This window comes from Neosynechococcus sphagnicola sy1 (genome assembly GCF_000775285.1).
GTDB lineage: Bacteria > Cyanobacteriota > Cyanobacteriia > Neosynechococcales > Neosynechococcaceae > Neosynechococcus > Neosynechococcus sphagnicola.
Map to the genome: position 1 here is coordinate 1 of NZ_JJML01000055.1, position 25,317 is coordinate 25,317.

General features: G+C 50.3%; 19 protein-coding genes, 1 tRNA gene and 3 pseudogenes. 15 read left to right on the forward strand and 8 right to left on the reverse strand.

Annotation, left to right across the window (positions count from 1 at the left end; translation table 11 throughout):
• The 4 genes and pseudogenes from DO97_RS22545 to msrB form a co-directional block, all read left to right on the forward strand.
• Positions 1-266, forward strand: a pseudogene (locus DO97_RS22545) (transposase); the annotation flags it as partial.
• A gap of 190 nt (positions 267-456) precedes the next feature.
• A complete protein-coding gene (recD2, locus tag DO97_RS17640; RefSeq protein WP_036536050.1) occupies positions 457-2,670 on the forward strand; it encodes an SF1B family DNA helicase RecD2 in 2,214 nt (737 codons plus the stop codon).
• A 534-nt stretch (positions 2,671-3,204) separates the two neighbouring features.
• Positions 3,205-3,576: a hypothetical protein gene (locus tag DO97_RS17650; protein WP_036536001.1), complete on the forward strand. Its 372-nt coding sequence runs from the start codon at positions 3,205-3,207 to the stop codon at positions 3,574-3,576.
• A 164-nt stretch (positions 3,577-3,740) separates the two neighbouring features.
• A complete protein-coding gene (gene msrB / locus DO97_RS17655) occupies positions 3,741-4,235 on the forward strand; it encodes a peptide-methionine (R)-S-oxide reductase MsrB (RefSeq protein WP_072016497.1) in 495 nt (164 codons plus the stop codon).
• Positions 4,236-4,405: 170 nt separating this feature from the next.
• Here msrB and DO97_RS17660 read toward each other — a convergent pair whose 3' ends face one another.
• The 4 genes from DO97_RS17660 to rffA all read right to left on the reverse strand — a co-directional run bounded on the left by DO97_RS17660 (position 4,406) and on the right by rffA (position 8,248).
• Positions 4,406-5,128 (reverse strand): WbqC family protein, encoded by a 723-nt coding sequence (locus tag DO97_RS17660; protein ID WP_052128915.1) that lies wholly within the window; start codon positions 5,126-5,128, stop codon positions 4,406-4,408.
• Positions 5,121-6,125, reverse strand: a complete 1,005-nt coding sequence (locus DO97_RS17665) for a radical SAM/SPASM domain-containing protein (RefSeq protein ID WP_036536005.1) — start codon at positions 6,123-6,125, stop codon at positions 5,121-5,123. Before DO97_RS17665 ends, DO97_RS17660 begins: the two co-directional genes overlap by 8 nt.
• A gap of 111 nt (positions 6,126-6,236) precedes the next feature.
• Entirely contained in the window at positions 6,237-7,076 is an 840-nt protein-coding gene (locus tag DO97_RS17670; protein WP_036536007.1) for a glycosyltransferase family 2 protein, read from the reverse strand.
• A 92-nt stretch (positions 7,077-7,168) separates the two neighbouring features.
• Entirely contained in the window at positions 7,169-8,248 is a 1,080-nt protein-coding gene (rffA, locus tag DO97_RS17675) for a dTDP-4-amino-4,6-dideoxygalactose transaminase (RefSeq protein ID WP_204368737.1), read from the reverse strand.
• A gap of 558 nt (positions 8,249-8,806) precedes the next feature.
• On the opposite strand from rffA, the gene DO97_RS17680 reads away from it, so the two are divergent.
• Entirely contained in the window at positions 8,807-10,231 is a 1,425-nt protein-coding gene (locus DO97_RS17680) for a mechanosensitive ion channel family protein (protein WP_072016496.1), read from the forward strand.
• On the opposite strand, the gene DO97_RS27875 is transcribed toward DO97_RS17680, so the two are convergent.
• The 4 genes and pseudogenes from DO97_RS27875 to DO97_RS27885 all read right to left on the reverse strand — a co-directional run.
• Positions 10,225-10,692, reverse strand: coding sequence for a methyltransferase domain-containing protein (locus DO97_RS27875; RefSeq protein ID WP_156120645.1), 468 nt, complete (start codon positions 10,690-10,692; stop codon positions 10,225-10,227). The two genes, DO97_RS17680 and DO97_RS27875, sit on opposite strands and share 7 nt — an antisense overlap.
• Complete coding sequence (locus DO97_RS27880) at positions 10,652-11,152, reverse strand: class I SAM-dependent methyltransferase (RefSeq protein WP_036536010.1); 501 nt, start codon at positions 11,150-11,152, stop codon at positions 10,652-10,654. The genes DO97_RS27875 and DO97_RS27880 overlap by 41 nt, the downstream gene beginning before the upstream one ends.
• A gap of 4 nt (positions 11,153-11,156) precedes the next feature.
• A complete protein-coding gene (locus DO97_RS17695; protein WP_420805894.1) occupies positions 11,157-11,990 on the reverse strand; it encodes an FAD-dependent monooxygenase in 834 nt (277 codons plus the stop codon).
• A 112-nt stretch (positions 11,991-12,102) separates the two neighbouring features.
• Positions 12,103-12,408: pseudogene (locus tag DO97_RS27885) on the reverse strand (FAD-dependent monooxygenase); the annotation flags it as partial.
• 211 nt (positions 12,409-12,619) lie between these two features.
• Between DO97_RS27885 and dnaG the strand changes: the two are divergent.
• The 10 genes and pseudogenes from dnaG to DO97_RS21475 all read left to right on the forward strand — a co-directional run bounded on the left by dnaG (position 12,620) and on the right by DO97_RS21475 (position 25,244).
• Positions 12,620-14,701 carry a DNA primase gene (gene dnaG / locus DO97_RS17700; RefSeq protein ID WP_036536054.1) on the forward strand — a complete coding sequence of 694 codons (2,082 nt, stop codon included), beginning with the start codon at positions 12,620-12,622 and terminating at the stop codon, positions 14,699-14,701.
• A gap of 70 nt (positions 14,702-14,771) precedes the next feature.
• Complete coding sequence (locus DO97_RS17705) at positions 14,772-15,983, forward strand: cysteine desulfurase family protein (RefSeq protein ID WP_036536011.1); 1,212 nt, start codon at positions 14,772-14,774, stop codon at positions 15,981-15,983.
• A gap of 16 nt (positions 15,984-15,999) precedes the next feature.
• Positions 16,000-16,167 carry a twin-arginine translocase TatA/TatE family subunit gene (locus tag DO97_RS17710; RefSeq protein ID WP_036536013.1) on the forward strand — a complete coding sequence of 56 codons (168 nt, stop codon included), beginning with the start codon at positions 16,000-16,002 and terminating at the stop codon, positions 16,165-16,167.
• A 151-nt stretch (positions 16,168-16,318) separates the two neighbouring features.
• Positions 16,319-17,390 (forward strand): annotated as a pseudogene (gene hemE / locus DO97_RS17715) (uroporphyrinogen decarboxylase).
• The gene (locus tag DO97_RS17720) at positions 17,390-18,340 is read left to right on the forward strand and encodes an NAD-dependent epimerase/dehydratase family protein (RefSeq protein ID WP_036536015.1); all 951 of its coding nucleotides are present in this window, start codon (positions 17,390-17,392) and stop codon (positions 18,338-18,340) included. Before hemE ends, DO97_RS17720 begins: the two are co-directional and overlap by 1 nt.
• 319 nt (positions 18,341-18,659) lie before the next feature.
• Positions 18,660-18,731 (forward strand) — tRNA-Thr (locus DO97_RS17725).
• Positions 18,732-18,909: 178 nt separating this feature from the next.
• The gene (locus tag DO97_RS17730; RefSeq protein ID WP_036536016.1) at positions 18,910-20,103 is read left to right on the forward strand and encodes an Arm DNA-binding domain-containing protein; all 1,194 of its coding nucleotides are present in this window, start codon (positions 18,910-18,912) and stop codon (positions 20,101-20,103) included.
• A 14-nt stretch (positions 20,104-20,117) separates the two neighbouring features.
• Positions 20,118-21,290: a hypothetical protein gene (locus DO97_RS26965; protein WP_239651846.1), complete on the forward strand. Its 1,173-nt coding sequence runs from the start codon at positions 20,118-20,120 to the stop codon at positions 21,288-21,290.
• The gene (locus DO97_RS21470; RefSeq protein ID WP_052128916.1) at positions 21,290-24,082 is read left to right on the forward strand and encodes a DUF3987 domain-containing protein; all 2,793 of its coding nucleotides are present in this window, start codon (positions 21,290-21,292) and stop codon (positions 24,080-24,082) included. Before DO97_RS26965 ends, DO97_RS21470 begins: the two co-directional genes overlap by 1 nt.
• Positions 24,083-24,230: 148 nt before the next feature.
• Positions 24,231-25,244 carry a hypothetical protein gene (locus tag DO97_RS21475; protein WP_052128917.1) on the forward strand — a complete coding sequence of 338 codons (1,014 nt, stop codon included), beginning with the start codon at positions 24,231-24,233 and terminating at the stop codon, positions 25,242-25,244.
• The last annotated feature ends 73 nt before the right edge of the window (positions 25,245-25,317 follow it).

Here is a 25,317-nt window from a genome sequence, read left to right on the forward strand (position 1 = left end):
TACGATTTGGGCCGATGGCGGTTTTGACGGTAATCCATTCCTGATGTGGGTGATGGATGTTTGTCGGTGGATTGTGGAGGTTGTGCTGCGACCAGAGCAAACCAAAGGGTTCGTATTGCTGAAAAAAACGGTGGGTTGTTGAACGAACATTTGGCTGGCTCATGGGGTACCGTCGATTGGTTCGAGACTATGAGTTATGGCCAGAAACTTCGGAGACATTTATTTACCTGGCCATGATACGAATCATGGTGAGGCAGTTAGCATAAAATCTGACCCAAAAAAACTTTTAAAACATCCTCTAAGCGCTCTGGACAACATAACAAGTTTGGGGTCACAATTGGAAGCTTTCTATGAGATAAAAGCTATTAAAACCAGGCATTTATAGAGTTAATTCTATGTCGGGATCCTCCATTGAACCCTAATCATCAGCCATCCAAAACTTACCCCTCGCTTGGGGTGGAATCCCTTCAAGGTGTCGTGGAGCGGCTCACCTACCATTCAGAAGCATCGGGGTATACGGTTGCTCGCCTGAAAGCACCCAGAACCAGCGAACTGGTCACCATTGTGGGTAGCTTTGCCAATATTCAGGCAGGCCAAACCCTCCACCTTCAGGGTACCTGGTGCGACCATCCCAAATTCGGAGCGCAGTTTCAGGTAACGCAGTATCGGGAGACCAAGCCCGCCACAATCACTGGAATTGAGAAGTACCTGGGCAGTGGGCTAATTAAAGGGGTCGGCCCGATCACGGCTCAGCGCATTGTCGCTCATTTTGGGCTTGAAACCCTGGAAATTATCGAGCACCAGATTGAGCGCCTCAGCGAAGTTCCCGGAATTGCCCAAAAGCGTGTCAAGCTGATTCAAACTGCCTGGGTGAGTCAGAAGGCCATTAAAGAGGTAATGCTGTTCCTACAATGTCACGGTGTTTCTACAACCTATGCCGTCAAGATTTACAAACATTACGGGGATGAGGCGATCGCCACTGTTAGCCACAATCCCTATCAACTGGCGACCGATGTCTATGGGATTGGGTTTGTCACCGCCGATGCGATCGCCCGGAATTTGGGCATTGAGCCGGGGTCTGAGTTTCGCTACCGCTGCGGCATTCTGCATGTGTTGAGTGAAGCCTCCGAGGAAGGGCACTGTTTTTTGCCCGAAGCCGATTTAGTTGAGCGCGTTGTCAAACGATTGGAGATTGAGGAGCACCACCCGAATCCAGATCGGGTAGTGAGTTTGATGCACCAGATGGTGCAAGATTGCACATTGGCCAAAACAGAAATTTCCCCGGAGCAACCGGGACAGTTTGCCTACTATGCCCCATCGTTTTTGGCGGCGGAGCAAAAGCTGGCAGACCGATTGCAAGAACTTCTGAAACACCCCCTCGCCATCGATTTGCTGCGAGTGCAGCGGTGGATAGATCGGTTTGTGGGCAAGACTGGCATCCATCTGTCTACCCAACAGCGCCATGCAGTTGAAATGGCTGCCCAGCAGCGAATCCTGATTCTCACAGGTGGCCCTGGCTGCGGCAAAACCTTTACCACCCGCACCATCGTCGCCCTTTGGAAAGCCATGGGGAAATCCATTGCCCTCGCCGCTCCCACCGGACGAGCCGCGCAGCGGTTGGGTGAGATCACAGGGCAGGAGGCCAAGACGATTCATCGGTTGCTGGAGTTTGAACCTAAGACAATGAAGTTCAAGCGCGATCTAGACAATGCCATCCCTGCCGAGGCGATCGTTATTGATGAAGCGTCGATGCTTGATCTGTTTCTAGCCAACTCCCTGATCAAAGCCATCTCCCTTGATACCCAACTGTTACTGGTGGGAGACACCGACCAACTGCCCAGCGTCGGCCCAGGTGCGGTATTGCAAGATTTAATTACTTCCCAGCAAGTGCCCGTGGTGCGACTGACCCAGGTGTTTCGGCAGGCACAGGCCAGCCAGATTGTCTGCAATGCCCATCGCATTAACCAGGGTAAACTGCCCTATCTGGAAGTTGTTTCCGATGTTCCGGAATCTGACTGTTTAGGGTTAGATGCCCCCGAGCCAGAGAACGGTGTCCAGGCAATTCAAGAGTTGATCGGTGGGTTGATTCCTGACCTGGGATTTGATGTTGCCAAAGATGTGCAGGTACTCTGTCCCATGACCCGTGGAGAAGTGGGTACCCGCAATCTCAATACGGTCTTGCAAGCCTTGATCAATCCACCTAGTAATGAAAAATCTCAGCTAGTGCGGGGGGGGATGACCTTGCGGGTGGGCGATCGCGTCATCCAAAAGGTCAACGATTACAACCGAGAAGTCTTCAACGGTGATTTGGGCATCATTGGGGCAATGGATGCAGAAGAACAAACGGTAACGATAGACTTCGGGGAGAGATCGGTGATTTATGACGATGCCGATCTCAACGAAATCACGCTGGCTTGGGCGGTGACGGTTCACAAAAGTCAAGGGAGTGAATATCCCGTGGTGATTCTGCCCATCTACATGCAGCATTATTTAATGCTCTCGCGCAATCTCCTCTATACGGGACTGACACGGGCAAAGCAGTTGGCAATTTTAGTGGGGCCCCAGAAGGCAATATCCCTAGCAGTCCGTCAGGTCAAAGACCAACAGCGTTACACCCTCCTGAGCCAACGGTTAAAAATGGCCGGTGCCACCATGGGGTCACATCCTTAATCCCCCCACCGTTTGTCTGCAAATCTTTCTCAGTTCAAAGGGTTGATCAGATTTCCTCAGTCCATATCTGTTAAATTGCATTTGCGACTGCATCGTTGCTGTTATATTTGGGCAGATAATCCTAATCGATCGGATGAAATCCCCAGTGATTTGCAATTTAAGATTTGGCAGGTCATGAAAGAGCGAAATCTAGAAATGTAAGATGCCTATGTATGGCCAAATCTCCATAAGTTGTTATTCATTCAAACTGCATAAAACTAGTCTTGAACCCCTTGTAGTAAGATGATCGGCTTAGAAAAATGAATGCCGATTAGCTTCGTATAAGAAATGGCTGAAATGAATTGAGCTACTGGGAAGCTTTCCTGACGAATTAGATTCTGAGAAGCCGCTGAGTTTTAACTGAATATTCATCGGAGATAAACTCAGTAAACATCAATATTTCTGTCAGGCAGACTTAAGTATTGAGTTGCATGATACTGGTCATGGCTCTCTAGATAGCAGTGAGCTGGAAACCAAACAAATGGAGTTAACCAAATGAAATTAACTGCTCTGCTGACAGGATTTGCCATCGCTGGCATGGTAACAACAATCAACATCCCCTTGCAAGGGAATAACCCCCTGTTAGCCCCCGCCTATGCCCAAGCCTCCACGTCTAATCTCACGGTGCAGCAAAAAATTGACACGATCACCAAAAACAAAGGTCAGAAAGGCAGTGGTGATCAGTTACGGAAATTCTTCCTCGGGGACTTAGAACCCATTGGGATTCAACCAGGTGGGGCTGGAATGGTTGTTAACCTTTACAACAAAGCTAATAATGTTACTTTCTCTTACTGTTCAACCTTTGATGTAGTCGTTGCTGTCAAAAAAGGTAAAGTTACACAATTTCCAGCAAATGAAGTGAAATAAGAAAGTCGGTGGGTGCCATTAAAATTAAGACCCTCCACCTCGAGCCCCTTCTTCTAATATGGGAGAAGGGGAATAGTTTACAATGGTTCAGGGTGAAGGTGATCTTTGACCATCTCGGATGAGAGGGATTTAGTCTTGACATTTCTTTCTGGGCTTGGTTGTTGATGAAGAAACGGCATTTTGTGCAGGTGGGTGCAGTTATCATAGGCTCGGCAGCCCTATCCCAATCTTTACCTTGGAGATCTCGTGTTATGGCAGCAACCAACGAAAACTTTGAAATCACTAAAACTGAAGACGCATGGCGCGAAATCCTGACTCCGGAGCAGTTTCGAGTCTTGCGGCAGCACGGAACTGAACGGGCACATACTAGCCCCCTCGATAAGCAATACGGCAACGGTGTCTATGAGTGTGCGGCTTGTAACTTAGCCTTGTTCACCTCGGAAACTAAGTTCAACAGCGGTACCGGTTGGCCGAGTTTTTATGCACCAATTACAGGCGCGATCGCGACTTCCATCGACCGATCATTTTTTACAACTCGCACTGAAGTGCATTGCCATCGGTGTGGTGGGCATTTAGGGCATGTGTTCGATGATGGCCCAGCCCCGACGGGTAAACGCTACTGTATGAATGGGGTTGCCCTAAAATTCATCCCTGCATAGGGTGATCTAAACTATTGCACCTCTGCATCTTTCAATTGACAGCCAGAGAGCAACTGATTCAAGAAACTGAGCAGGTTTCAAATTCTCTAGTGATGGAAGTGATAGGCTGCTTACGATTCATTGAAGGCCAGCGGGGTTGATGACAGTCTCGCTGACTTTAGTCAAAGGGATTAAGGCACCGCGATCGTGTCAGAGGTTTGACTCTTGAGATAGTACCTGGCTTCTGGACCTGTGTTGGCAATGAGATCCAGAACGGAAACTGTGCCAACAAAGTCACCCCAAGGTTGGGGATAGGGCGGGTAGTCATAGGTTTTATATTCCAGCCGAATCTGCGCTTGGCGAAATAAACTTTCATCTAGATAGTCTCGGGCTGAGGGGCCTGAGAGGTAGGTGGTTGCCCCTACATGGTTTAACAACTGCATCAGGCGATCGCAGCGATGACCGGACAGGTTCAAGTCACGGGATCGGATCAGCGGTGTGTTGATGTTTAAATAACGACAAATTACCTGGATCAGTCGCACATTCAGCTGACTAATAGTGGTGTCGGCTGCTGCAACTCCAGCTTCCCAAAGGGTGATCGCTTCGGAAAAGAAGGGGGTCGTGCCCAGGGCTTCCCGGAGCAAACCGCGATGGCTCTCCTGCCAAGCCTTGCGTGAAGCATCGATGGGGACTTGATCGATGGCTAATCCTGACTTGTAGCGGACGGGCACCGTTAACCATCGCAGCCCAGAGGGCAACTTCACCTGATTGCGATTCCGCCAACTGCCTTTGGAATACTGCACATCATCATAAATAACGAACACATCAACGCTGTCAATCAAATCAAAATAGCCCCGCCAGGGAATATAACTGGATTGGATCACCCCCACCCGCCGACCAGAGTTGTTACTCACGGTCTTTAAACTCCTCGATCATGTCTGCATAGCTACGGCCAACTCCCGGCCACCGCGTTCCTTGCCAATCAGGGCATTGACCACAGAACTGATGCTGGGCAAAGTTGTTACACAGATGCGCTTCTCGGAGATTTTGATAGAACTGACTTTGCCAGGTTTCGTGGATAGTTGTGGTGCGATAGTCGGCAACCACGGAACCATGCACCCAATCTTGGGGACAGAATGCCAACTCTCCCCCTGGTGTCAGAGTGATGCGTTCCCAGGGATAGAGACAGGGATAGCGGGCGGTTGGCTCGGCTTGCTGGCGCAAGGTGTCAGCGGTTTGTTGTAACGCCCCTGCGGAGGAATGCAAGCGCCGCATCACCACATAGTTGGCGCCATTGTCCCGCCAAAACTGTTCAAATTCCTGGGTTTCGTGAAAATTGAGCGGTTGCTCAACATAACTCACCACAATTTTGGGTGGGTTCTCAACTTGGGCCGCCATTTGGATCAGTTTTAAAACGTTGGGTCGGGTAATATTGAGATTACCATTTACTCGAATTTTGGCGTAGGTTTCGGGGGTGTGGGCATCCACACTAATATCAATCACATTCACCCCAGAAGCTAATAGTTTCTCGATCCGCTTCTCATCCATCAAAGTGCCATTGGTGGTCAGGGTCACTGTTACCCCAGAATAGCAACTAGCATAGTTCAACATTTCAAAAATGTAGCGATTGGTCAGAGGTTCTCCTTCACTGGTGTAACGAATATACTGGGTAATTCCCTTTCCATGTTGTTGCACCTCTGCCACCATCTTGGCATTCAGATCTGGCCCCAAAAGTCGCGCCTCATAATGTTCCGATGCTTTAAAGCTGGGGTGAGGACAATGAATGCAAGCCAGGTTGCAAATCTCCGTGGCATCAACAATAATTTGCGACGGAAATTCCGCTCTCAGGCGATCGTAAAAACCATATTCTTGCGTTGCGAGATCGCGGGTCTCCAAACTCTTAGAACTCATGGATTGGATGCTCCTTGGGTGTGAATTTTGCGAATCACATAGGGGTCAGAAAAAACATTTTGTTTATAGAGGCGAACCAAAAAAAACATGGTTAACGACCAAAGCATGAAGTTAAAACCCACAATAAAAATCAAAAAGGGAAGGAGAATGATTTCTAGCAGACTTAGAGAATAGCCTGATATTAGATTGAAAATTATGAGTAAAATTCCCAAAATTATCCCTGCCAGAATAATCAGGCAACCGAGAAAAAAACGGAATCTGAAAATGATCATCACTATAGCCAATATAGAAGTAAAGATAAAGCTTCAGGCGCATCCATAAATTCCAGTGAGAACGACCACTGGGGCGCTGCTTATGTAAGACTTTCACTTCGACAAAGGTTGGATGCAGGGACAGGGCGATGGGGTAGACATCACTGAAATAGTGCCGAAGTGCTAAAATTCGATCCACCAGAGGCCGAGAAAATGCTTTAACAGAGCCGAAGTCTTGCAGATTTACTGCTAAGATTTTACGGATAATCAGATTGCCCAGTTTGGAAGCCAAAATATCGCACCAATTATCCCGGCGATGGGTGCGAATGCCAGAAGCCATTTCATACTGATGACCCATGGCTTGTACCAACTGTAAAATCACCTCGGGTGGGTATTGGTAATCGCCATCAATCGTCACCACGTAATCACCTTTGGCAACGGATAGCCCTGCGAATAAGGCTCGCTGTTGCCCATAGTTGCGACAGAGTTCAATAAAGGTGACTCGCTGATCTTCTTTGGCTAGTTGAGACAGCGTATGAGGCGATGGATCAACACTGCCATCGTCTACATAGATCAACTCAAAACCATAGTCTAATTGTGATCCCAGAGTTTGAACGATCGCATCATAAAATGGCCGAATGATGGGTTCATCATTATAACTGGGAATAACGACACTAATCAGGGGCTGAGAACGGCTCATAATCACTCGAAAATTAAATCATTATGTATCTAAAAAATCGACTTTAAAGAAATCAAAAATATGTTTAGCAATATAGCCTTGCTCAGCCAAGCTCAGGGAATTAAAAAAGGCAGTCGAATAATGGTATTGGCGATCGCCTCTGTTATTGGTAATCTGATCTCAATTCCCAATGCCTGGGCGTACTGGGATAAATGTAGAGGCACATAATGAAAAACCGCAATGATCCCCTGATGCCTTAAATAGGCTATCAAGTCAGTGCGAATCTTGAGATCCTGAACAATCAGGTAAAACATATGATAATTAATCTTGACATCTTCAGGAATCTGGGGGAGTTTCACTAAGCCTCGGTCAGCGAGGGGTTGGAGCAATCGAAGATACTCCTGATAAATTTTCTGCCGTTTGCCAATGATCTGGTCTCGTGCCTGAAATTGCCCATAGAGAAAAGCACCGATCAGATCGCTGGGTAAAAACGAGGAGCCAAGATCAACCCAGGTATACTTATCAACTTCACCCTTAAAGAAAGCCGAACGGTTGGTTCCCTTCTCCCGATAGATTTCAGCGATTTCAATATCTGCTTCTCGATTAATGGCGATCGCCCCCCCTTCCCCGCAAATAAAGGTCTTGGTTTCATGGAAACTGTAACATCCCAGGTCTCCCAGGGTTCCCAGGTACTGGCCTTTGTAGGAAGCCAAAAAACCGTGGGCTGCATCTTCCACGACGCGGATTTGGTGGGCTTGGGCGATCGCATTAATCACAGGCATCTCACAAGCAACACCCGCATAGTGAACAGGCACAATAGCCTTGGTGTTGTCTGTAATCGATGCGGATAGCTGTGTCTCATCGAGATTCAGGGTGTCTGGACGAATATCAATAAACACAGGACGAGCACCCCGAAGACAAAACGCATTGGCGGTAGACACAAAGGTATAGGAAGGTAGGATTACCTCATCCCCAGGCTGGATATCACACAATAGCGCCGCCAGTTCTAAGGCATCGGTGCCTGATGTTGTGAGCAGAACTGCTTTGGCTCCGAGGGTTTTGGCAATTTCTAAGTGGCACCGTTGATTAAACTTCCCATCCCCCGCAATTTTCCCAGCTTGAATGGACTCGAGAATATTGGCAATTTCATCTCCTTCTAAACAAGGCTTATTAAAGGGAATCTGATGGTTCATAACGGAGTGTTTGCATCAGTGGCTGACTTCTTCGGTGACTGCATTGTTGCATCTTCTGTATCCTTTGCTGGATGGGCTGTGCCACTGTAGAGTGCTGAAGCCGATTAAGCCCCCCCTCCGCCAGAAAATACCCGCTTTTACCCGGAGGGCTAACCAGGATAATTGGAACCATCTCTGGGACAGGTGCAGCAAGTAATATGTTCAGAGGCAGCAACGATAGATCCGCCTCAGAAGCGTCAATTGTCAGGGAGCCAAAGCACATGATCCGCAAGTGGTACCGAGTCCTAGTAACAGGTGTTCTCGTCATCCTGGTTGTTACCGTTACCACGTTGGCTGCTGTTTCCCAAGCTCCCCCCACTCCATCGACAGGTGCAACGATCACCCTGGGTAACCAGACTTTATTTACAATTCGAGACGGATTTCGCAGTGCCTCAACGGCCCAGCGAGCCCACCGGATTTCCCACCGGATTGAACTCTTTGCCAACGATACCGCCATTCCCTTAGATGCTATTGGTGCCAGTGAGGGGGAGGGGGGTAACCTCTATTTATGCAGAGGATATGGTACTGCTCACGGTCTCAGAAACAGACGTGAAGATCTCGGGCAAATCTCGTCAAGCCCTTGTCCAGGAATACATGGAGACGATCCGGCAAGCGGTGGGCCATTATCGACAGGATCGCAGTTTAAGTTCCCTGATCCGTGGGGGACTGATTGACCTGCTAAGTACGATTGCCCTGATTGTTACATTTATTATCTTCAATAACATCTTTCCGCGTTTTTATCGGTGGTTGGACGAGCAGCGGAACCGTCGCATTCCCAGTATTGGGATTCAAAACTTTGAGTTACTCTCCTCGGATCAGCTCTCCGACTTGCTCTTAACCCTGACAAGCCTATTGCGGTTAGGGCTGGTTTTGAGCTTGCTCTATGCGTATCTCTCCTTTAGCTTCAGTCTCTTTCCTGCCACCCAACATTTAGGCAACACACTCTTTGGCTATGTGCAGACCCTCTCTAAAACCATCTGGAATACCTTTGTCAGCTATCTACCAAATCTCTTTACCTTGGCTCTGATCATTGCCCTGACCTACTATTTCATTCGGTTTTTAAAGCTGATTTTTGCCGGGATTAGTCGGCGTGCAGTTTCCATCCAGGGGTTTTATCCCGAATGGGCAGAGCCTACCTTTCGACTCCTCACCTATCTCACTATTGCCCTCGGTGCAGCCCTGGCCTTTCCCTATTTGCCGGGGTCTGAGTCCCCTGCTTTTCGAGGGATTTCAGTGTTCTTGGGGGTCTTGTTTTCCCTGGGTGCCACGGGGGCTGTTGCCAACATTGTCGCGGGGATTATCCTCATCTATACGCGAGCCTTTCAGGTGGGCGATCGCGTCAAGGTGGCGGATGTTTTAGGCGATGTGGAGGAAAAATTGCTCCTAGTGACGCGGCTACGAACCCTCAATAATGTGCTAGTGACCGTGCCCAATTCTGTTTTACTCAGCAGCAACATTATTAATTTCAGTGCCTTGATCCGGGATGCCAACACACCTCTGATCCTGCATACCACGGTTACCCTTGGCTACGATGCACCCTGGCGGCAAATACATCAAACTTTGATTGCCGCGGCCCTCGCCACTCCGGATATATTGCCGGAACCTCCCCCCTTTGTTTTGCAAACGGCCCTCAATGATTTTTACGTCAGCTATGAGTTGAAAGCCTATACCCTGGAACCTGAGAAGATGGCTCAAATCTATTCCAGCCTGCATCAAAATATTCAGGATCAGTGTAATGCCGTCGGCATTGAGATTTGCTCCCCCCATTATGCGGCGGTGCGGGATGGCAACCAAACGACGATACCAGCCAATTATCAGGGGAAGGACTACACAGCCCCTGGCTTTCGCTTACATCCCCTGGCCTCCTTATTTAACCCTGCCTTCAAACCAGCGGATTCTGGGGACACGGCTACTTCAAGCCCAGACCCAGGAGACGCCTATTGAGTGGCGGCGATGCCGCTGCCCTTGGCCTTGCGTGCCCACACCGCCATCACCCCCGGAATCGGCAGCGCCATTGGCAAAGTCAGTTGTAGCCAGCGGAGTTGTTGAAACAGCGGATACAGGACTTGTAATTTAGCATGTCCCAATAATTTGGAGAGGGTGGGTTGCTGGCAATCCGTGCGCATTTTCTCCACCTGAAATCCGGTGCGATCGAGGATCATCCGACAGCCCTTGCGGGAGAGAAAATTACTCACACTGGGGGCATACATCCAATAGTTTTGTCCATACAGTCTAGCGATCCATGAATCCACTACGGGAACATTAAAGAAGAGGATTCCCCCTGGTTTTAGTAGTTGGTGGGCATGATTTAACTGCCTCGGCAAATCCGGCAAGTTGGCAAAGGTACCGAGCATGAGAATCAGATCAAAGGACGAGGGCTGTCCCTGATAGCTCAAAAAACTCACTGACAATGACTTCGACCTGGTTCAGTGCCCGAGCCTGTTGAGCAAATTGGGCGGATAAATCAATTCCTAAAACTTGATGTCCGGCGGCCTTCATGGCTGCTAGTAAGCTCCCTGTAGCACAGCCTACTTCTAAAATTTGGGAGCCTGGAACCAAAATTTTGGCTAAGTCCCGGTGGTAGCGAGCCTGGGCTTCCAGTTGACGTTGGGGTTCATCGGCCAGGTAATCGAGGTAAGCGCCTTCTTTGTCAGCCCCCGCTGCCTGATAATCGGCTGAATCGTACCACTGGGCTAGTGCCTCCGTCGAGATCTGGGGGGACTGTACCATGGTGCGGCAACGGCGACACTCGACAAACTGGACCTGTCCCCAACGGAGAGACTTGATCACCCGTCTCTGGGTGGTTTCCAGTTGGGCACCACAGGGACAGTGGTCTCGATGGGTATAGGTAAACTGCTGGGGCATAGATTTAGCGCCTCCGCGATCGCTGGAGCCGCACCGGCCAAATCCCAAAGGCCGCCACCCGCACAATCAGCGATCGCACCCAGGGCAAGCGGAAGGAGAGGGGCAGTCGAAAAGGTCTGTTGGGGTCTAGGGCTTTGGCAACAAACTGTTTCTGACTCATGGTCTGGAGGGTTTGCAGCACCCAGATCGCCCAACTTCGCTGCCGCTGGACTGCGGCCAGATGGTGGGTTTGCAGGCGGTGGGTTCCTAAGGGTTGACTAACATGATTGGCCGTTGCGATCGCATCTTGAATGGCGGCGGTAATCCCCACTCCCCCCACGGGAGACGACGGGTGAGCGGCATCCCCAATTAACAACAGCCCCGGACGATACCAGCGATCTACCCGCCCCGATTGGACAGAGAGCAGCGAGGTTTGGGACCAATCCTGGAGCGACTGCACCCGTTCTTGAAATTGCGGCAGCCGTTCCGCGATCGCCCGCCGCAGGGTGTCAAGACCTGCGGCACGTAATTGGGGGTAGCTGCCTTTGGGAATGGTGTAGTACACCTGCCAACCATCAAACCGATCAATCAGGGCAAAGTAATACCCTTGACCAATATGCACCGTTAAATTCACCTCCTGGCAATCTTCAGCCCCCAGGGGTAACCTAAACGACAGCACATCAATGGAGGGAGCCGTTGCCAACAGCTTGATCCCCGCCAGTTGACGCACCTTAGAACCTCGACCATCGGCTCCAATGGTCAGGGAGGCGCGGACTTCGTAGCAGACTCCCTGTTGCCAGTAGCGCACCCCTTGAATCGTGCCATTGCTGGCAACCAGCTCCCGAACATTGGCCGCCATCACGACTTGAAAGTGGGGATACTGCTGGGCTTGGGCAACCATAAAATCTAAAAAACTGAGCCTGGGGCAGCACCGTGACATAGGGATAGCGGCTGTTCAGGCGACTGAAGTCAGCGAGATTGATCTGGCCTTGTAGGGTGGAGTATAGATAGTGGTTGACCTTAGAGTGACGCAACTGCAACAGTTTTTCTGCTAAACCCAACTCATCCATCAACTCTAGAATTGAGGGGTAAAGGGCATCGCCACGAAAGTCGCGATCAAAATCTTTCTGAGCCTCCAGTAGGATTACGGGGATACCCTGGCGCACCAGTAAATAAGCTAAAATCACCCCCGCTGGCCCGCCCCCGACAATACAGCAGCTGGTTTGCTGGATTACTTTGCCATCCACAGCACTAGCATCCACAGCACTAGCATCCACAGCACTAGGTAGTTGAGATGACTGGTTGACGGGGGGGGAGGGGAACAGACATCGGGCGAACTCCTTGCCAGTGTGAGCAAAAAGAATACCATGGGACTGGTCGTGACCAGGGCGAATCCCCGACCGTTCAAGCCTGACAAGGCAGAAAAAGATTGGAGAATATTTTACAAGACCAACGTCGAAAGTTATCAGCTAAGTGATCAAACCCTGCATGGATACCCCCCGCCTCCACCCAGACACCATTGAGCAGGTAAAACAGCGCCTCGATATTGTCGATATCGTCTCTGAACATGTGGTGCTACGCAAACAGGGCAAGGACTTTGTAGGCTTGTGTCCCTTCCATGATGACAAGTCCCCTAGTTTCAGTGTCAGTCCCGGCAAGCAGTTTTACTACTGCTTTAGCTGTGGGGCGGGGGGCAATGCCATCAAGTTCCTAATGGAGCTGAATAAACGCAGTTTTAGCGATGTGGTATTGGATCTGGCACGACGTTACCAGGTGCCGGTGCAAACCCTAGAGCCGGAGCAACGTCAGGAGTTCCAACGTCAACTGTCTGTCAGGGAACAACTGTATGAGATTCTCTCCCTGACGGCACGATTTTTTGAACACGCCCTGCGCCAATCTCAGGGGAAAGCGGCCTGGGAATACCTGGTGACCACGCGGCGCTTGAGCCAGGAAACGATCCAACAGTTCCAACTTGGCTATGCCCCCGCAGGCTGGGATACGCTCTTTGGCTATTTGGTACAGCAGAAGCACTATCCGGTGGATCGGGTGGAGCAGGCGGGGTTAATTCTGCCTCGCAATACTGGCAATGGCTACTATGATCGCTTCCGCGATCGCCTGATCATCCCCATCCATGACTTGCAAGGGCGGGTGATTGGTTTCGCAGGCCGTACCCTCACCAATGAGCAACCCAAGTATCTCAACTCCCCGGAAACCGAGCTGTTTGATAAAGGCAAGACCCTCTTTGCCCTGGATAAAGCCAAGGGGGCGATCGCCAAACAGGATCAGGTGGTGGTGGTCGAGGGCTACTTCGATGTCATCGCCCTCCATAGCGCTGGGATGACGAATGTGGTTGCCGCCATGGGCACCGCCCTCAGCCTCACCCAAGTCCGCCAACTGCTGCGCTATACGGAATCGAAACGCATTGTTCTCAACTTTGATGCCGATGCAGCAGGGACAAAAGCCGCAACCCGTGCCATTGGCGAAGTGGAAGATCTGGCCTATCGGGGGGAAGTGCAACTGCGGGTGCTCAACCTTCCCGAGGGCAAGGATCCCGATGAGTACCTCAAAAGCCACCGTTCAGATGAGTACTGTGAGCTGGTTGAGCAGGCACCGCTGTGGTTGAACTGGCAAATCCACCAAATTCTGGGGGGCCGAGATCTCAGCCAAGCCGATCAGTTTCAGCACTGTGTGAAGGAAATTGTGCAATTGTTGGGCAAGCTCCCCAATGCCCCCCTGAGAACCCATTACATCCGCTATTGTTCGGAGTTACTGAGCCAGGGAGAAGCGCAAATTGTGCGGCAACTGGAGGCTGATTTACGCACCCAAGTGCGAGGGCAGCGCTGGCATGGTCAGTCCCAGAAGTTAGAAAAGCCCAGTGATTTGACCTTGAGAGAAGCTGCGGAAGCGCAATTGCTGAGTATTTATATTCACTGCCCCCCCTATCGCCTGCAGCTGCGACAGACCTTAAAACAACGGGATTTATGGGAAGGGGGATTTGGTCTCTCCCATCATCGATTTCTCTGGCAACAAATTACCAGCCTCGAAGCCCAGCAGCTCGGGTTCGCAGATGCCATGGATGTAGATGCTGCCTTGGAGTCCATTGACCCCTTGCAAGATCCCTTGACTGAGATCCAGTTACTCCCAGTGCTGCAAGATTGTTTGACCGACTATCCTCAAGAGATGGGTCGAGTGCTCCATATCCTGCAACTGAATGAGAAGAGCCGCCTCGACATTTGTCGCCCAGCTCTGGATATCCGGGTAGCCACCGCCTGCCTTGAACGCATTAACTGTGAGAAGCGTTGTCGCTACGTATTGAAGCGCTGGTCTGAGCTATCGATTCAGTCAGTCACTCAAGCCCTTGGGCAATTGCTGGAACAAGGGATAACAGATGTAGAAGACGCTGATGATCCACAGGTAGAGCAGCTTTACCAACAGCTGAATGCCGAAGCCATCCGGTTTCAGACGCTGTTCTACAACGAACGTCGCTATTTGCAAGCACTGGATCAACAACGATGTGTGACTGCCACCGACCTCTTACAAACGCCCCTGGTGGACTACTTGGTTGCCTAGGGTTAATGTCAACCCCCGCAATTTGCCCTAGAGTGGAGTTGTAGCCTGTTCTACAGAAGCGGGGTTCGCCATGCAAATTTATTTAGACCATAGCGCCACAACGCCAACCCGCCCGGAGGCGATCGCCCGGATGCAGCAAGTGCTCAGTCAGAGTTGGGGCAATCCCTCCAGTCTGCACCAGTGGGGAGAACGTTCAGCACTGGTGGTGGAACAGGCAAGACAGGAAGTCGCCAGTCTAATCAATGCGCCAGCGGCGTCCATTGTCTTTACCGCTGGGGGCACCGAGGCCAATAATCTGGCCATTATGGGCATTGCCCAGCGCTATCCCACCCCCCAACATGTGATTATTTCCCAGGTGGAGCATCCGGCGGTGTCAGAACCGGTGCGCTGGCTGGAAACCCTGGGTTGGCAGGTGACTCGCCTACCCGTCGATTGTCAGGGCTGGGTAAATCCCTTAGAGTTACAAGCCGCTCTGCGTCCCACTACCGTACTGGTTTCGGTGATTTATGGCCAGAGTGAAGTTGGCACGGTGCAGTCCATTGCCAGCCTCGGTAGCATTGCCCGTGCCCACGGCGTTTGCTTCCATACCGATGCCGTCCAGGTCGCAGGTCGTCTACCCATTGATGTGGAGCTGCTACCCGTCGATCTCCTGTCCCTCTCCAGTCATAAGCTCTATGGTCCCCAGGGAGCTGGAGCCCTCTATATCCGCCCTGGGGTACAATTGCTCCCTTACCTGCGGGGAGGCGGTCAAGAACAGGGGTTGCGTTCAGGAACCCAGGCGGTATCAGCAATCTCGGGGTTTGGCGTTGCCGCCTCCCTGGCCGCAGCCGAAATGGCCTTGGAAGTTCCCCGGTTAACTGCTCTGCGCGATCGCCTGTTTGCCCATCTAGCGGACACCCCCGGTCTGTTGCCTACCGGGGTGTATGGAGCCACCCTAGAGGAGCAGCTGCGGCAGCGGTTGCCCCACCATGTGAGTTTGTGTCTTCAGTACCCCGATGGCGAAATCCTCAGTGGACGTACCCTGGTGCGACAGATGAATCTGGCTGGCATTGCCATCAGTGCCGGATCTGCCTGTCATAGTGGCAAGTCAACGCCGAGTCCGATCTTGCAGGCCATGGGCTATAGCGATCGCCGGGCTCAGGGTGCCATTCGCTTTACCTTGGGGCGGGACACGACCGCCGCAGATGTGGACTGGAGTGCCATGGTCTTGCAACAAATTCTCCATCGGTTGTTACCTGAAGTCTGGTTGAAAGAACGAACCAGGCAGTACAGTAGTTGCTAAATCTTGGGGGACGGCTATGTTTGGTCTGGGATGGTTAGAAGTGGGTTTAATTGCCCTCGCGGCGGTACTGGTGTTTGGTCCCAAGAAGATTCCGGAGTTGGGGAGTGCCTTGGGTAAAACCCTACGGGGCTTCAAAGATGAATTACAAAAGCCTGACGAAGAAGAGCCGCAGGATCTCGAATAATGGCTCTGGGATACGGCAGGAAATAACAGCAGCGGCGGAGGCTTCTGGAGGACTGGAAGCAGAGATGGCAACCCCGGTGATGAGATCGGGGAGGAGACCAATATCTCCTATAATGAGAGACTGCGTATTCTAAGTTTAAGTAACTGAATCAATGGCTGAATCGACCCAGATTCCTCATCTGCTGCGGGTTGCTCGTGGTGAAGTGTTAGATCGTCCGCCTGTGTGGATGATGCGGCAAGCTGGTCGCTATATGAAAGTCTATCGAGACCTGAGAGAGAAATATCCCTCTTTTCGCGATCGCTCTGAAAAAGCTGACTTAGCAATTGAGATTTCCCTCCAACCCTGGCGAGCCTTTGCCCCCGATGGGGTGATCCTGTTCTCGGATATTTTGACCCCCTTACCTGGCATTGGCATCCCCTTCGATATCATCGAAAGTCGTGGCCCTGTGATTGACCCCCCCGATTCGGAGTCGGGAACAAATTGAGCAACTCCATCCCCTCGATCCCGAGACCTCCCTTCCCTTCATTCGTCAAATTCTCAAGACGCTGCGGCAGGAAGTCGGGACTCAATCGACGGTCTTGGGCTTTGTCGGGTCTCCCTGGACTTTGGCAGCCTACGCCATTGAAGGCAAAAGCTCAAAAGACTACACCATCATCAAGAGCATGGCGTTCTCAGAGCCGGAGATCCTGCATCGTTTCCTGGGTAAACTGGCGGACGCAATTGGCCTCTATGCCTGTTATCAAATTGAATCAGGGGCACAGGTGATCCAACTCTTTGACTCTTGGGCGGGTCAACTGAGTCCTCAAGACTTTGCTAGCTTTGCCCTACCCTATCAGCAACAGGTGGTGCGGCAGATCAAAAATCGATATCCCGATACGCCGCTGATTCTGTATATCAACGGCAGTGCCGGCATCTTAGAACAGATGGCACTGTCGGGGGTCGACATTGTCAGTGTGGACTGGACAGTTGATATGGCTGTGGCTAGACAACGCTTAGGGACAGGTATTGGCGTTCAAGGCAATATTGATCCCTGTGCCCTCTTTGGTTCCCAGGATTTCATTCACAGTCGGGTTTTGGAAACTGTGCAAAAAGCTGGGAATTATAAGCACATCCTCAACCTGGGGCATGGAGTGCTCCAAAACACCCCCGAGGAAAATGTAGCTTTTTTCTTCGCCACCGCCAAACAGATCCGGTACGATGTGCTGACTCCTGCCTCAAACTGATGCGCATTCTCTTGACGGGAGCCAGCGGCTGCATCGGTCATTATATGGCTGAAGCATTGATCCAGGAAACGGATCATGAGTTATTCCTGTTGGTCAGAGATCCGCAGAAGCTGCGGTTTGATTTCCAGGCTCGGCCAGGGGTGACACTTTTGCAGGGGGATTTGGGACAAGTTCAGCAGTTTAGTTCCCTGCTAAAGACAATGGATCAGGCAATTCTAGCAGCCACTGCCTGGGGTGGGCAGGATACCTTTGAGGTTAATGTAACTCAAACCCTCGCCCTGATGGCGTTATTAGATCCCAGCCATTGTCAACAGGTACTCTATTTCTCCACCGCCAGTATCCTCAACCGCCAGAATCAACTACTACCAGAAGCAGGGCAACTCGGTACGGACTATATCCGTTCCAAATATCAGTGTTTTCAGCAATTATCCCAACTGGCGATCGCCCCCCGCATTCGGATCTTATTCCCCACCCTGGTTTTGGGGGGAGATGAGCACAAACCCTACTCCCATCTGTCGGCGGGGATTCCGGAGGTGTTGCGCTGGCTCAACTTAATTCGCTGGTTTCGGGCGGAGGGGAGTTTTCACTTTATTCACGGTCGGGATATTGCTCAAGTGGTTTCCTACCTAGTAGATCATCCAGTCCTTGATCTACCCGATCCAAAGCTCGTTTTAGGGAGCCCAGTTGTGAAGGTGAACCAAGCGATCACAGAATTTTGTGCCTACTTCAATCAACCTATCTATTTTCGGATTCCCCTCACGCTGTGGCTGGCCAATGTTTTAATCCGGGTTTTCCGCATTCAGATGGATGAGTGGAGTTACTTTAGTTTACAATACCGTCACTTTACCTATCGCCACCCGATAACCCCGGCTACCTTTGGTCTACCAATCTACTGTGGCACCATTTCTGATATGTTAACAATCAGCGGTATGTCTCCTAGAAAAAGCTGAAATGCTCCGTAGTGACTATTGTTGTTTGACGGCAATGTTTTCAACGGTCTACTGACTGGGAATTTAGGCACCACCTGTTCAGTATTGTGATTCACAATCCATGAGCTTCTCAGCAATACTTAGTTTTGTGTGCCCACAATGAACACTTTTCGGGGTATCTACAGGTTGTCAGCGACCAGATTCAGATTCAGTTGGCCGAGAATTTAGCCACTTCACCTCTGCAATCTAGTGTGAAAATCATAAAATTTTCGGAGATTGCCCAACTCAAAACAGACTAGGAGCCAATCAATGCTGTTATCATAGTAAGTTGGTTACGCTTGCCGATGTAGCTCAGTGGTAGAGCACTCGATTCGTAATCGAGCGGTCGCGGGTTCAAATCCCGCCATCGGCTTTCAATACCTAACAAGCTTTTCGCTTTATTTGGCGGGAGTTTCGAGCAATGCAACTCTAGAACCCTTGTCCTATCGTTGGATATTTTAGGGTCTTATTAGGCAAGATTGGAGATAGAACTGTGATAAAAACTGTGATAAAGTAGAGTTACTCGAAAATTATCACAGTGAGGTTGGGAAATGACCATCGGGCCTAAGAAGCGGAGACAAGCTGCGAGGGGAACTGTTCGAGTTGATGAATGTAATGGTTCTCTGCGGTTGGTGTGGAGCTATGGTGGCAAGCGGTACTTTTTCAGTCTGGGGTTGAATGATAGTCCCTATCACCGAAAGCTAGCTCAAGACAAAGCACTAGAGATTCAACGCGATATTGGGATAGGCGAGTTTGATCCGAGCCTGGAAAAGTACCGGAAGAAGTTGCAAGAGAAGGGGTTAGCAGCCGTTGAAGCGGTAACTGTGATAAAGCCAGTTACCTTATCACAGTTATGGGAGATGTATGTGGCTCATGTCAGTGTGGGTAAGTCCCCTAAAACCATTGATGGCACTTACAACCCAGTGACAGCCCATCTGAAGCGATGTAAAACCGATGGGCTGGAAGATCCAGCTAAATTCCGTATGGAGTTGCTACAAACCACAACCACAGGACAAGCGCGGCGCACTTTGATGCAATTAGCAGCAGTGGTGGACTGGGGATTAGAGCACGATCGCATCCCCACCAGAAAGAACCAATTCAGAACAATGTATCGGGAGTTGCCCAAAGCTAAAGCCCCCCCAGTTGTAGCCTTTAGCTCGGAAGAAATGGAGCAAATTATCCAGGCATTCAAAACTCATCAGGGGAGCGGGATGAATTACCAATGCTATGCTCCTTTTGTTGAATTTTTGCTGCGGTCTGGTTGCCGTACCTGTGAGGCGATTGGTCTGAGATGGGGAAGTGTAACTCCAGATTGCGCCAAAATCCATTTCCATGAATCGATTGTGGAGGTGTCGGGGAAACTGGTACGACGGCGTGAAACCAAAACGGATGAGGAGCGGTGGTTTTCATGCCCTCCCAAGTTACAGCATTTACTTCAGAACGTCCGTCCAGAAAATCCGGCTTCAGATGCTTTAGTGTTCTCCAGTCCCAAGGGGGGCGCGATCGGGCTGAGCAACTTTAATGATCGAGCATGGAAGACAATTCTGACTCAGTTGGGACTGTATGAAAAGGATGGCCGCAAGATGACACTCTACAGCACCCGGAGAACGTGGATTACGGCTCAAGCAGTCGCGGGGAATAGTAGCGATCGCATTGCGGCATGGGCGGGGAATAGTGCCCAAGTGATTGAGAGCCGATACATGGACAAGCTGAAGCTGCAAAACTTGAAACCCAGTGATATTTGAGCAGGGAGGTTGTGATGAGTGAAATTTGGCTACCACCTAGATTTGAAAAGTCCATAATGAGTCCATATCTGCTGCTCCCTCGCCTTCCGATATGGCCTTTGGGCATTCATCCATTTGGCATGGCTCTAACAATGATTTCTCATCCCGCAGATTACCCCTCTGATCCCTTCTATCAAACAGAATTTGGGAATTGTTGGATTGTTTATTTGAACTATATATGTCACGAGTGCTGTCGGCGTTTTCCTGGGTCTAATAGCCCTCATTTCGTACTTTCAAATAAAGGCAAAACAAAATCCTTATGGAAATGTGTAGATAAAGAAGCTCGTCTCTGGCTTTCAGTTTGGGCAATTCTGGAGCAGATGAAACCTCTAAATTGTCTTTGGAATAAGAGTGCCGTAATCTTTACTTACATTGTTAGGGAATGCCAACTAGTTACTCCATACTTTATCCGAAGCTCTCAGGGTAAGGTGGCTGCTTCAAATTTGTTTCGTGAGGTTCAACCATCTATCAACAAAGCCTTACAGAAGTTGGAAAATCCGTTTGACCAAAAGATTGCTCCTCATACTTTTCAGTTTATTGACATCGCAATTCGACTGGCTGCTGGAGAAGGTTGCCACAGTAGCGATATCCGAACGGAAAACTATTCAATTACCTTCCAGAAACAGTTTTTCAATCAGATGGTGCATGACAGAAAGACTTTGATTGCAGAGCTTCGATCCCAAAATCCAGCCTTAATTACCCCGGAAGGGATAAAGCAGCAAGGTCGCAGGACAGATCTGCAACAAAAATCCAGGAAGAAAAAAAAGCTGAGTTCTGAAACCCTCTCCAGGCAAGGTTTACAGCCCGAAGTTGAATTTCTCTGGAACTCTAAAAACCCTAGATATAGTGTTGATAGAGTTCCTGAGACACTATTAGAGATGGTTACTAGCGAGTTCGTCAAGAAGCGGGAAGCCGCCCTGGCTGTTGGGTTAAGCCCCCATACATTGAAGAAATATCGACAGACAGGTGTACTAGTTGAGGCCATTCATTATCAGCGGATCGGTAGTCGGACAGTTTTATATAACCTACCCCTGCTTCTTGATCGCATTCGGAATTGGAATGATGAGCAGGCGCATCAACGGGCAGTTGAAACTTATCTCCACTCCTTACCCTCCAACCAGCCGAAGCGGGGAAGGAAGGCTGGGTAATGGGCAATCGAGAGTTGGCAACTGTCCACTTGACAGAATTAGGCTACAAACCAGGGGAAACAGTTTTTCTTCGATTTTTCCTTGACAAGAGCAACCCTCAAAAGGCTGACGACCAAGGTCGCAAGGCAGAAGGCGTATTTCCTGATCTGCCTTGGCAACTGATTGAAACCTACCAAGCCCAAAGCTACGGTGTCTATTTTGTTGTTAACGCTGGTGGCCAAACAGATCAGGATGTTCAGTGTTGTCGAGCGATTTTCTACGAACACGACAACCTAGATAAAGCTCTATCAGCCTCGATGCATAAAGAGCTTGAATTGCCGGAACCGACTATCCAGGTAGACACGGGCGGGAAGTCGGTTCATTCGTATTGGCTGCTGAAAGAACCTTGCCCTGTTCAAGATTGGCGGGCACTTCAGACCGACTTGCTGGAATTTGCGGATGGTGATCGCCAACTGAAAAACCCTAGCAGGGTCATGAGGCTAGCTGGCTTTATCCATCCTGGAACCGGACAGCAAGCCACAATCATCAATCAATCTGGGCAGCGGTACTCCATCGAGCAGTTGCGGGCAATTGTCCCTACTACCAAACAGTTGGTTTCAGTGGTGGCTGTGCCAGCCTCAACCACTGACGCGGAAATTCAGCGAGCTTTGGCTGCAATACCTCGGAGGATTGCGAACAGTGGAACTTACCACCTTTACCGCAATAGTCTATGGGGGTTGAAAGCTCACTATGGTGCAGAACAGGCGATCGCGATGATGGAAGCTCACAGCCCATCTAAAGAGTGTGGGTGGAATGTGGCTCAGGTTTGCCGTTCGGGTGGCGACAGGATTACCCTGGGGAGTTTGTTCTACCATGCTCAGCAGCACGGGTTTAAGTTTACAGGAAAGGCTGAGATTTCCCCGCATCAACAGGGGCAAGGCAAGCCTTCTCCCAGCAAGCAGTCAGAAAATGAACTAGAAATGGAAGATCCAGTTACAGCAGAGGACGTTCAAGCCATCCTGACTGAAACAGGTTCCCAACCCGATCTAGGTTTTATCCACCCCCACCTGCTGATTCCTTTGCTGCACCGGGCAAAGCTCCTGAATGTTCCTGTTGAATGTTTTGTCGGGGCAATATTGCCAGTAGCAGCAAGCCTTCTGAAGGTAGGAACCCAGCTTTGCTTATGGCAGGCAACCGACTGGTATGTCCCACCAATTCTCTGGACTGCCTTGGTTGGGGAGTCGGGTACGTTGAAATCCCCAGTGTGGGACACTGCAATGAACCCCCTATATGCTTTGCAGGCATTCTGGGATGTGCTACATCAGGCCGCAGTGGAGAAGTTTGAAGCTGAACTGGAGGCCTGGGAAAAATCCAAGAAGGAAGATCGCGGTAAAAAGCCGAAAGCCCCAGCAGCTAGAGAGCTTTACTTCCAGGATGCAACGTTAGAAGCGATCGCCCAATCTGTCTCGACCTATCCAGAAAACGGAACGGTTTGCTCGGTTGATGAACTGACCCAATTCTCTAAAGGGTTTGATGCCTATCGCAATGGTCGGGGCGGAGATCGGGCAAAGTGGTTGTCGGCTTATGACGGGAAGGGCTTGAAAGTGAACCGCAAAGGGGGAACCCGCATCAGCCTTCAGAGATCATCTATTTCCTTGAGTGGCGGCATTCAGCCAGCCATTCTTCGCAAAGAGATGGGCGATCTGCAAGTAGTTGACGGCTTCTGGCAACGGATCGCCTACTTCCCGATTCCACTCACCAAAGCCCCCGTACCTCGGGGGGGTGGAACCTGTAACCTCTCTGGACTCTTGGAAGCCGCTTACCGGAGGTTGGATGAGTATTCTGCTCAAACGTTCTATCTAGATTCTGATGCTAGAAGTCTGTGGAATCAGTGGTGTGAAGAGTGTGAGGATTTGAAGGTCAGGGAATTACACCCGGCAATCCGGGCACTGTACCCCAAGGCAAAGGAAAGGGCTGCCAGAATTGCCCTGGTCATCCACTGTCTAAATGCTGCGATCGCTGGCACTGTTCCAACAGAGAAAATTTCTGCCCAAACCTTGCAGGGGGCGATAGAACTAACCCGTTGGACGTTGGCTCAAACCCGAATGTTGTTTGCTGATTTTGGTCAGGGCGAAAATCCCCAAGCTGTAAAAATTTGTCGTTTTGTCCAGCGTTTTAAGGATTTGGGGTGGATTACAGCAAGGCAAGTAAGCCGATGGCACTATCCCCTAATCTCTGCGAAGGAATCACGGGAATTTATGCAGCGGGTGGTTTTGTTGGAGTATGCCGTCACGAATGGGGAGGAACCTAACTCTAAACAATTCAAAATCAAGATTGTCACTGACAACACTGACAAATCCCCTCAACCCCATACCTTGCAAGGGATAGAAGTCCCTGACAAACCCACTGACAAGTCCCTGACAAACGCTGACAAGTCCCTGACAAACCCCGCGCTACTCACTCACCAGCGGGTGAGTGATGGCGTAGTAGTTGACGATTCCGCTCACGATTTGTCAGGTTTGTCAGGGAATGTCAGTGAGGGTGTCAGGGGGTTTGTCAGTGAGTCGGAAGCCAGTAATGGCAAGGCTTTAGGCCAGTTTGTCAGTGTTGTCAGTGACTTTGGTAAAAAGTGGAATTTCAAAACGGGCGATCGCGTCCGGGTGATTGGCGGGCAGTTCAAGGAAAACTACCGGGGGTTGGTGTTGCCGATCCACCGCATTACATCGGATGGCATTGCTTGCTGCACTCCAGAAGGGCGTTTAACAACCTGGCTTAATCCTCAAGATTTGCAATTAGTGGTAGAGGCTGGATAAATGAGGTTGAAAGCATGGCTGTTAGCTTAGAGTAGAAACGTACTATCCTCTGATCCACGATCCAGAGGGGGATTTATGGCTGGGGTGGATCAGAGGTCAAGCGGAAGAAGTCTCATAAATTTGTGCTCAGGCGAGAGGAGTTCCCACAATGGTTGCGAGTGCTGAAGTTTGTCGGATGAATGGAGCCAAGTCACGTGGCCCGGTGAGTGAAAGGGGAAAGATGATTTCCGCTCGCAATGCCACCAAACATGGGTTACTGGCTGAAAAACCTCCGATTCTGGCCACTGAAGATTTAGCAACGTTTCAAGGATTGATGCAAAGCTTGGTTGACACCTATCAACCAGAAGGGGCGGTGGAATGGCATTTGGTTCAGACCATTGCCATGTGCATCCAGCGTCAAAACCGTTTGTGGGTGGCTGAGGCGGCTTTGGGTAATGCTCAAGTTTTGCCTGCTGTCAGCAAGCCCTATACCGATGAGAAGTATCCTGCTCTCAAGCTACCCCAGACGGATGAACGGTGGAGTAGCTATCATCCAGCCAATCTGAATACAGAACGGGAAGTCTTGACCAGGTTTGTTGAGAAGAATCCGTTAGAAAACATTCCAACCGAAATCCGTTCTAAGTATTTTGCAGATAGCTGGACGGATTGGGTTGAGGTCACCCAAAAACAATTGAAGCGGTTAGATGATGAGTATCCGACTGATGGCATACCAGGGAAACCGAGGGATCTTCTAGGCACGATAAAACTGGATTTATATACCGATCTCTATCTACGGTGGGTTTGGGATCTCTATGCTGCACACCATCCGTTTGCTGTATGTTGGCTCTATGCTAAGTGCCTAGATCCTAATAAGCCTCCAACCTCCAAGGGGTGTCTACAGTTCTATCTGGAGAAGCATCACACAATTCTGGAGTACTGCCAGAAGCGGATCGACCAGATTGAACAGATTGAGCAGGAGATGCAGCAAGAGCGCGATCGCTACCAGCAGGATTTAGCCGCCTATCAAGCTCTAACGGCTAACCCTATCCCTCAACAGGTGGCGTTGCTGAGTCGGTATGAATCCCACATCTCTACGCAGTTAGAGCGGAGTCTGAATCAGCTTCAGATGGTGCAGAAGGAACGGAAGAAGGCGGGTTCCATGGGTTCGTTTGGTCAGAATTAGGACTCACTATACTGCGCTGTAGTTGTACCTTTCGAGCAATTTGTAGACATCTCTAAAAAGATTCCATTTAATG